Genomic DNA, 5715 nt, shown 5'->3' with positions numbered 1-5715 from the left:
GGCCGAGACAGTGCGTGAGGTGGTTCGTGAGATCACCGTCGAAAAGATCATCGAGAAGCCCGCCGCACCTGCGCCGACCCTGGTCATCGACAAGCCGCTGCGCTCCGGCCAGCGCATCTATGCCAAGGGCGGCGACCTCGTCGTGCTGGCGCTGGTGAACCACGGCGCCGAAGTCATCGCCGATGGCAGCGTGCATGTCTACGCACCGCTGCGCGGCAAGGCCATCGCCGGCGCGCGCGGCGACACGTCGGCCCGCATCTATGCCCACAGCCTGGAGGCGGAGCTGCTGTCGATTGCCGGCATCTACCGCACGACCGAGAACCCGCTGCCGGCCGACGTGGCGGGCAAGCCGGCCCAGGTCCTGCTCGATGGCGAGAAGCTGCTGATGCTGCCACTCGCCCTCTGAAGTGCTCTGAACCCGATTGAACTGAACGAACAGGAAAGCTCCAGATGACCAAGATCGTCGTCGTCACCTCCGGCAAGGGCGGGGTCGGCAAGACCACCACCAGCGCGAGCTTCGCCACCGGCCTCGCGATGCGCGGCCACAAGACCTGCGTCATCGACTTCGATGTTGGCCTGCGCAACCTTGACCTCATCATGGGCGTCGAGCGCCGTGTGGTGTATGACCTCATCAACGTCGTCAACGAAGAGATCAAGCTGACGCAGGCCCTCATCAAGGACAAGCAGCTTGACAAGCTCTACATCCTGGCCGCCTCGCAGACGCGCGACAAGGATGCGCTGAAGCAGGAAGGCGTCGAGCGCGTGCTCAACGAGCTCAAGGCGATGGAGTTCGACTTCATCGTCTGCGACTCGCCGGCCGGCATCGAGACCGGTGCGCTGATGGCCATGCACTACGCCGACGAGGCACTGGTGGTGACCAATCCCGAGGTCTCGTCGGTGCGCGACAGCGACCGCATCCTCGGCATGCTGAGCAGCAAGACCAAGCGCGCCATCGAAGGCGGCGAGCCCGTGAAGGAGCACCTGCTCATCACGCGCTATAACCCGAACCGGGTCGAGGGCGGCCAGATGCTGAGCCTGGACGACATCCACGAGATCCTGCGCACGCCGCTGATYGGCGTCATCCCCGAGAGCGAGAGCGTGCTGCAGGCCTCCAACCAGGGCACGCCGGCCATCCACCTGGCCGAGACCGACGTGGCCGAGGCCTACAAGGACGTCGTTGCCCGCTTCCTCGGTGAGGACAAGCCCATGCGCTTCACCGAAGCCGTGAAACCCAGCTGGTTCAAGCGCGTCTTCGGCGCCAAGTGATGGGAGCCGCGCAATGGGATTCCTGAACTTTTTCCTCGGCGAGAAGAAGAGCTCGGCCAGCGTCGCCAAGGAGCGGCTGCAGCTCATCCTCGCGCACGAGCGCAACGGCCGCAGCTCCAGCCCCGACTATCTGCCGCAGTTGCAGCGCGAGCTGGTGGCCGTCATCAGCAAATACGTGTCGATCAACCCTGAAGACATCAAGGTGCACATGGAGCGCCAGGGGGATCTGGAAGTACTCGAAGTCAAGATCGAACTCCCGGAGCCTGGCGGCCGCTAAACCTACGGTCGAGCGGCGCGCGCCTGCTCGCGCCGCATGAAGAGGTAGAGGCTCTCGACCTTGGCGCGCGCCCACGGCGTCTTGCGCAGGAACTTCAGGCTCGACGCCACGCTGGGGTCGATCTGGAAGCACTTGATCGCAATGCGCTGGCCGAGTTCGGCCCAGCCGAAATGCTCCACCAATGCGGTCACGATGGCCTCAAGGGTGAGGCCATGCAGCGGGTCTTTGGACTGGTTGGTTGACATGGGCTGCACTTATGCGAAGTAGGTAGTTTCGGTATTCGGGCCGAGCGCCGGGCCGCTCCCAAGCCGGCCCGTCTGGCGATGTGCTCGCGGCTTGATGCCGTGAGCATCGCCGTCCCCTCGGGGGCTGAGGCCGGACATATTGCGCCCAGTGGGCGCAATATGCCTGCTGAAGAGCTGCGGCACTGCCGCGGCGCGGTCTGCAAGACCGGCTGGGCTCGCCCGCGTGCAGCGTGGCGAGACCGGACGAGGGGCACATCATTCGTGTGTGAACTGGTCYGAGTTCTTGCCCTTGTACTGGGCGTAATAGCGCTTGATCTCGGCCATGTCGGCGTCGACATCGCCGGTCGGCCGGAACAGCGGGCCGAGGCCAACGAGCTTGCGCGGGTAGTCCATGTGCGCCATGACGATGGGCAGTTTCGCCGTGACGGCGATCCAGTAGAAGCCGGTCTTCCAGTAGATGGTCTTGCTGCGCGTGCCCTCGGGGGGCACGATGAGCTGCACCGGGCCGTCGGCGGCCTGCAGGGCCTCGGCTGAGGCGGCGACAAGATTGCTGGACTTGTCGCGATCCACCGGGATGCCGCCCAGCCAGCGCATCAGCCCGCCGAACGGGAACCTGAAGATCGACGCCTTGCCCATCCAGTAGGGCGTCAGGCGCAGCGCAAAGGAAGCGAACAGCGTGTAGGGCAGGTCCCAGTTGCTGGTGTGCGGCGCAGCGATGAAGACGCTTTTGCGCGCCTCGGGCTGCAGCTCGCCCTGAACGGTCCAGCCTGCCAGCTTGAGCCAGGCCACGGACAAACCCCGCAGCAGGGTGCTCAGCCCCGGGGTCGTGAAGATGGTGCGATGCATGGCCGCGATTGTCCCGTGCGCCGGTCTGCCTCAATCTGCGGCAACGCAAGAAAAGCGCTGTTGTGCCAAGGACTTACAAACCCCGCAGCAGGGTGCTCAGCCCCGGGGTCGTGAAGATGGTGCGATGCATGGCCGCGATTGTCCCGTGCGCCGGTCTGCCTCAATCTGCGGCAACGCAAGAAAAGCGCTGTTGTGCCAAGGACTTGGGCTTGCAGCCCGCAGGCTGTGCACGGTGTTGTCCACAGATGCTGTGGACGGCCGCTGCGGCTCATGCCTTCTTTCATGCCGTTCATCGCACGCCGGCTTGCCGGGCCGCGCGCCAAACGCCATGCTGCGCGGCGTCTCACCACCTGCCCACCGCCATGCGACAACACGCCACGCCCGCCTTCGCCCTGTCTGTTTTGCTGGTCGGCACCGCCCACGCAGGCCAACCCGCCACGCCCGCGGCCATGACGGCCTATGCCGACCAACTGCTCGACGCGCAGAAGCTGAAACGCGATGGCCCCGGCGTCACGGTGCTGGTCGCGCGCGGTGACCAGCTTCTCTACAAGGGCGCTCGCGGCATGGCCAGCATCGAGCTCGGCGTGCCCCTGCAGCCTGACCAGCTGATGCGCATCGGCTCCGTCACCAAGCAGTTCGCTGCCGCGGCCCTGCTCAAGCAGATCGATGAGGGCAAGGCCCGCCTCGATGATCCGCTGTCCAAATTCCTGCCCGACTATCCCAATGGCAGCCAGATCACGCTGCTGCAGCTGCTCAACCACACCTCGGGCGTCAAGAGCTACACCGGCATCCCGGGCTATATGGGCAACCCGGTGCGCCGCGACCTCAGCACGGCCGAGCTGATCAAGGAGTTCAAGGACCTGCCGGCGGACTTCCCGCCCGGCGAGAAGTGGGCCTACAACAACTCCGGCTATGTACTGCTCGGCGCCGTCGTCGAGGCCATCTCGGGCAGGAGCTGGCACCAGTCCATCGACGAGCTGCTGCTCAAGTCGGCGCAGATCACCAGCGTGCACTACCAGGCCGGCGACAGGCTCTTCAAGGGCATGGCCCAGGGCTACACGCTGAATGCCCAGCGCGAGGTGGCGCCGGCCGGCTTCCTCAGCATGACCCAGCCCCATGCCGCCGGCGCACTGATCGCCAACACCGAAGGCCTGTGGCGCTGGAACCAGGCGCTGCATGGCGGCAAGCTCGTCAGCAAAGCCAGCTACGAGCGGATGACCACGCCGGAAGGCCCGGCCAAGGCGCATCACTATGGCTTTGGGATCGGCACTGACGTGCTGCGCGACCAGCCCGTGCTGGCCCACAACGGCGGCATCCACGGTTTTGGGTCGCTGCTGAACTACCTCCCCAAGAGCCAGACGACCGTCGTCATCTTGCGCAACAGCGACGCCCCTGGCTTCGCGACGGACCTGGTGGCGCGCAAGCTCGCGGCCTTTGCCATCGGCGAGCCCTTTGCCGAGCACAAGCCCGTGGCGGTGCCGGCCGAGCAACTTGCGAGCGCCGAGGGCGTCTATACCCGTGAGGACAAGCGGTCGCGCACGCTGCGGTTGAAGGACGGCGTTCTGCAAGGGCAGCGTACCGGTGGCGGCACCGCGGCGTTGGTCCCGCTCGGGCAGGACCGCTTCGCTTTCCCCGATTCCGTCGACGAGCTGCAGCTTGAACGCACGGCCGACGGCAAGGTCATCGGCATGCGGGTGTTCAACAACGGCGAGAAGGAAGGCGGGCGCTGGACGCGCAGTGGCGAGCTGCCGCCCGAGCCCGCCTTCATCACGCTCAACCCGGCGCAAATGCAGGCTTTGGTRGGCGACTACAGCTCGCCGCAGTTCTCCATCAAGGTCTTCATCGACGACAAGGGCCGCCTGCAGGGCCAGGCACCAGGCCAGCCGGCGTTTGAACTGATGGCCACCTCCCCTCGCCAGGTCCATGTGCCGCAGGTCGCGGCGCAACTCGACTTCAGCGCCGACGAGGGCAAGGCCGCCTCGGTAACGTTGAACCAGGGCGGCAACAAGCTCGTGATGGCGAGGAAGTGATGCGTCAGGCCCGTTGCAGCGTCACATCGCTGCGCGGGCAGGCCACGCAGGGCAGGGCCCAGCCTTCAGCCTTTTCCTCGGCCGAGAGACCTGGCCAGGGAATGCTGTGCTCGACGCGCCCCTCGATCACGCGCGCGATGCAGGTGCGGCAGGTGCCGTTGCGGCAGGACCAAGGCAGGGCAAGCCCCGCCGCCAGGCCGGCCAGCATCAGGGGTTGGTCGGCGGCGCAGTCGAAGGTCTCGCCACCGGGCAGCAGGGTCACGCGAAATAGGGCTGTCTCGGACATGACCGTCATCATGCCGCCAGCGCCGCTAGCATCCGTGTGCCGGCTCGCAAGGCCGGCAGCGTTCTCAGGGCGGGGCGAAATTCCCCACCGGCGGTATCTGGGCGAAGGCCTGGGAGCCCGCGAGCGCCTTCGCCGCTTCGGCGGCAAAGGGTCAGCAGACCTGGTGCGATGCCAGGGCCGACGGTCACAGTCCGGATGAAAGAGATCGCGGAGCGTCGGCGTGCTTGCTTGAGCGGGCACGCCGCTGCTGCGTGCGCTTGCCCTGATTCTGGAAAAACCGTCTTTCAAGAGGACACCATGAATCAGACCCTCAATCCCACCTTCAACCTGACCCGCCTGCCGCGCGTGGCCATCGTGGCCGCCAGCTGGCACAAGGACATCGTCGGCGTCGCCGTGTCGGCCATCCGGCATGAATTCGACCGATGTCGAATCCCCGCGGAGCAGGTGACGGTCATCGACGTGCCCGGGGCCTTCGAGATCCCGCTGCATGCCAAGCGGCTTGCCCTCAGTGGCCGCTTTGACGCCGTCATCGCCTGTGGTCTCGTCGTCGACGGCGGCATCTACCGTCACGATTTCGTCGCCCAGACCGTCATCAGCGCGCTGATGCAGGTGCAGCTGGAAACCGACGTGCCGGTGTTCTCCGCCGTGCTGACGCCGCACCACTTTCATGAGCATGGCGAGCACAAGCGCTTCTTTGCCGAGCATTTCTCCACCAAGGGCCAGGAGGTGGCACGCGCCTGCCTCGCGACAATAGCGAGCCTGGAC

Annotated in this window: 8 protein-coding genes and 1 riboswitch; of the genes, 5 read left to right on the top strand and 3 right to left on the bottom strand. The window is 66.0% G+C overall.

The features are described 5' to 3' along the window. From minC to minE, 3 genes are all read left to right on the top strand, one after another. A partial coding sequence (minC, locus tag AC1DU6_RS18210; RefSeq protein ID WP_477858729.1) for a septum site-determining protein MinC occupies positions 1-406 on the top strand: 406 nt, incomplete at its 5' end. 44 nt (positions 407-450) lie between these two features. Then, positions 451-1266, top strand: coding sequence for a septum site-determining protein MinD (gene minD / locus AC1DU6_RS18205; RefSeq protein ID WP_056199085.1), 816 nt, complete (start codon positions 451-453; stop codon positions 1264-1266). 13 nt (positions 1267-1279) lie between these two features. After that, positions 1280-1543, top strand: coding sequence for a cell division topological specificity factor MinE (gene minE / locus AC1DU6_RS18200; protein WP_056199081.1), 264 nt, complete (start codon positions 1280-1282; stop codon positions 1541-1543). 2 nt (positions 1544-1545) lie between these two features. Here the strand turns inward: minE and AC1DU6_RS18195 are convergent, their stop codons facing one another. Together AC1DU6_RS18195 and AC1DU6_RS18190 are read right to left on the bottom strand one after the other, a co-directional pair. Beyond that, positions 1546-1788, bottom strand: a complete 243-nt coding sequence (locus AC1DU6_RS18195) for a VF530 family protein (protein WP_457324142.1) — start codon at positions 1786-1788, stop codon at positions 1546-1548. Between the two features lie 255 nt (positions 1789-2043). Continuing rightward, the gene (locus AC1DU6_RS18190; RefSeq protein ID WP_056199077.1) at positions 2044-2634 is read right to left on the bottom strand and encodes a 1-acyl-sn-glycerol-3-phosphate acyltransferase; all 591 of its coding nucleotides are present in this window, start codon (positions 2632-2634) and stop codon (positions 2044-2046) included. Between the two features lie 362 nt (positions 2635-2996). On the opposite strand from AC1DU6_RS18190, the gene AC1DU6_RS18185 reads away from it, so the two are divergent. After that, positions 2997-4664: a serine hydrolase domain-containing protein gene (locus AC1DU6_RS18185; RefSeq protein WP_477858726.1), complete on the top strand. Its 1668-nt coding sequence runs from the start codon at positions 2997-2999 to the stop codon at positions 4662-4664. Between the two features lie 4 nt (positions 4665-4668). Here AC1DU6_RS18185 and AC1DU6_RS18180 read toward each other — a convergent pair whose 3' ends face one another. Further along, positions 4669-4950, bottom strand: a complete 282-nt coding sequence (locus AC1DU6_RS18180) for a 2Fe-2S iron-sulfur cluster-binding protein (protein ID WP_457324144.1) — start codon at positions 4948-4950, stop codon at positions 4669-4671. A 56-nt stretch (positions 4951-5006) separates the two neighbouring features. Then, positions 5007-5161, top strand: a riboswitch (FMN riboswitch). A gap of 86 nt (positions 5162-5247) precedes the next feature. Here AC1DU6_RS18180 and AC1DU6_RS18175 point away from each other — a divergent pair. After that, the coding region (locus AC1DU6_RS18175) for a 6,7-dimethyl-8-ribityllumazine synthase (RefSeq protein WP_477858723.1) at positions 5248-5715 on the top strand (468 nt) is incomplete at its 3' end.

It is taken from the genome of Roseateles sp. P5_B10 (genome assembly GCF_056400485.1).
Note: the sequence above shows the minus strand (reverse complement) of the source record. Positions and strands in the feature narration are given on the sequence as shown.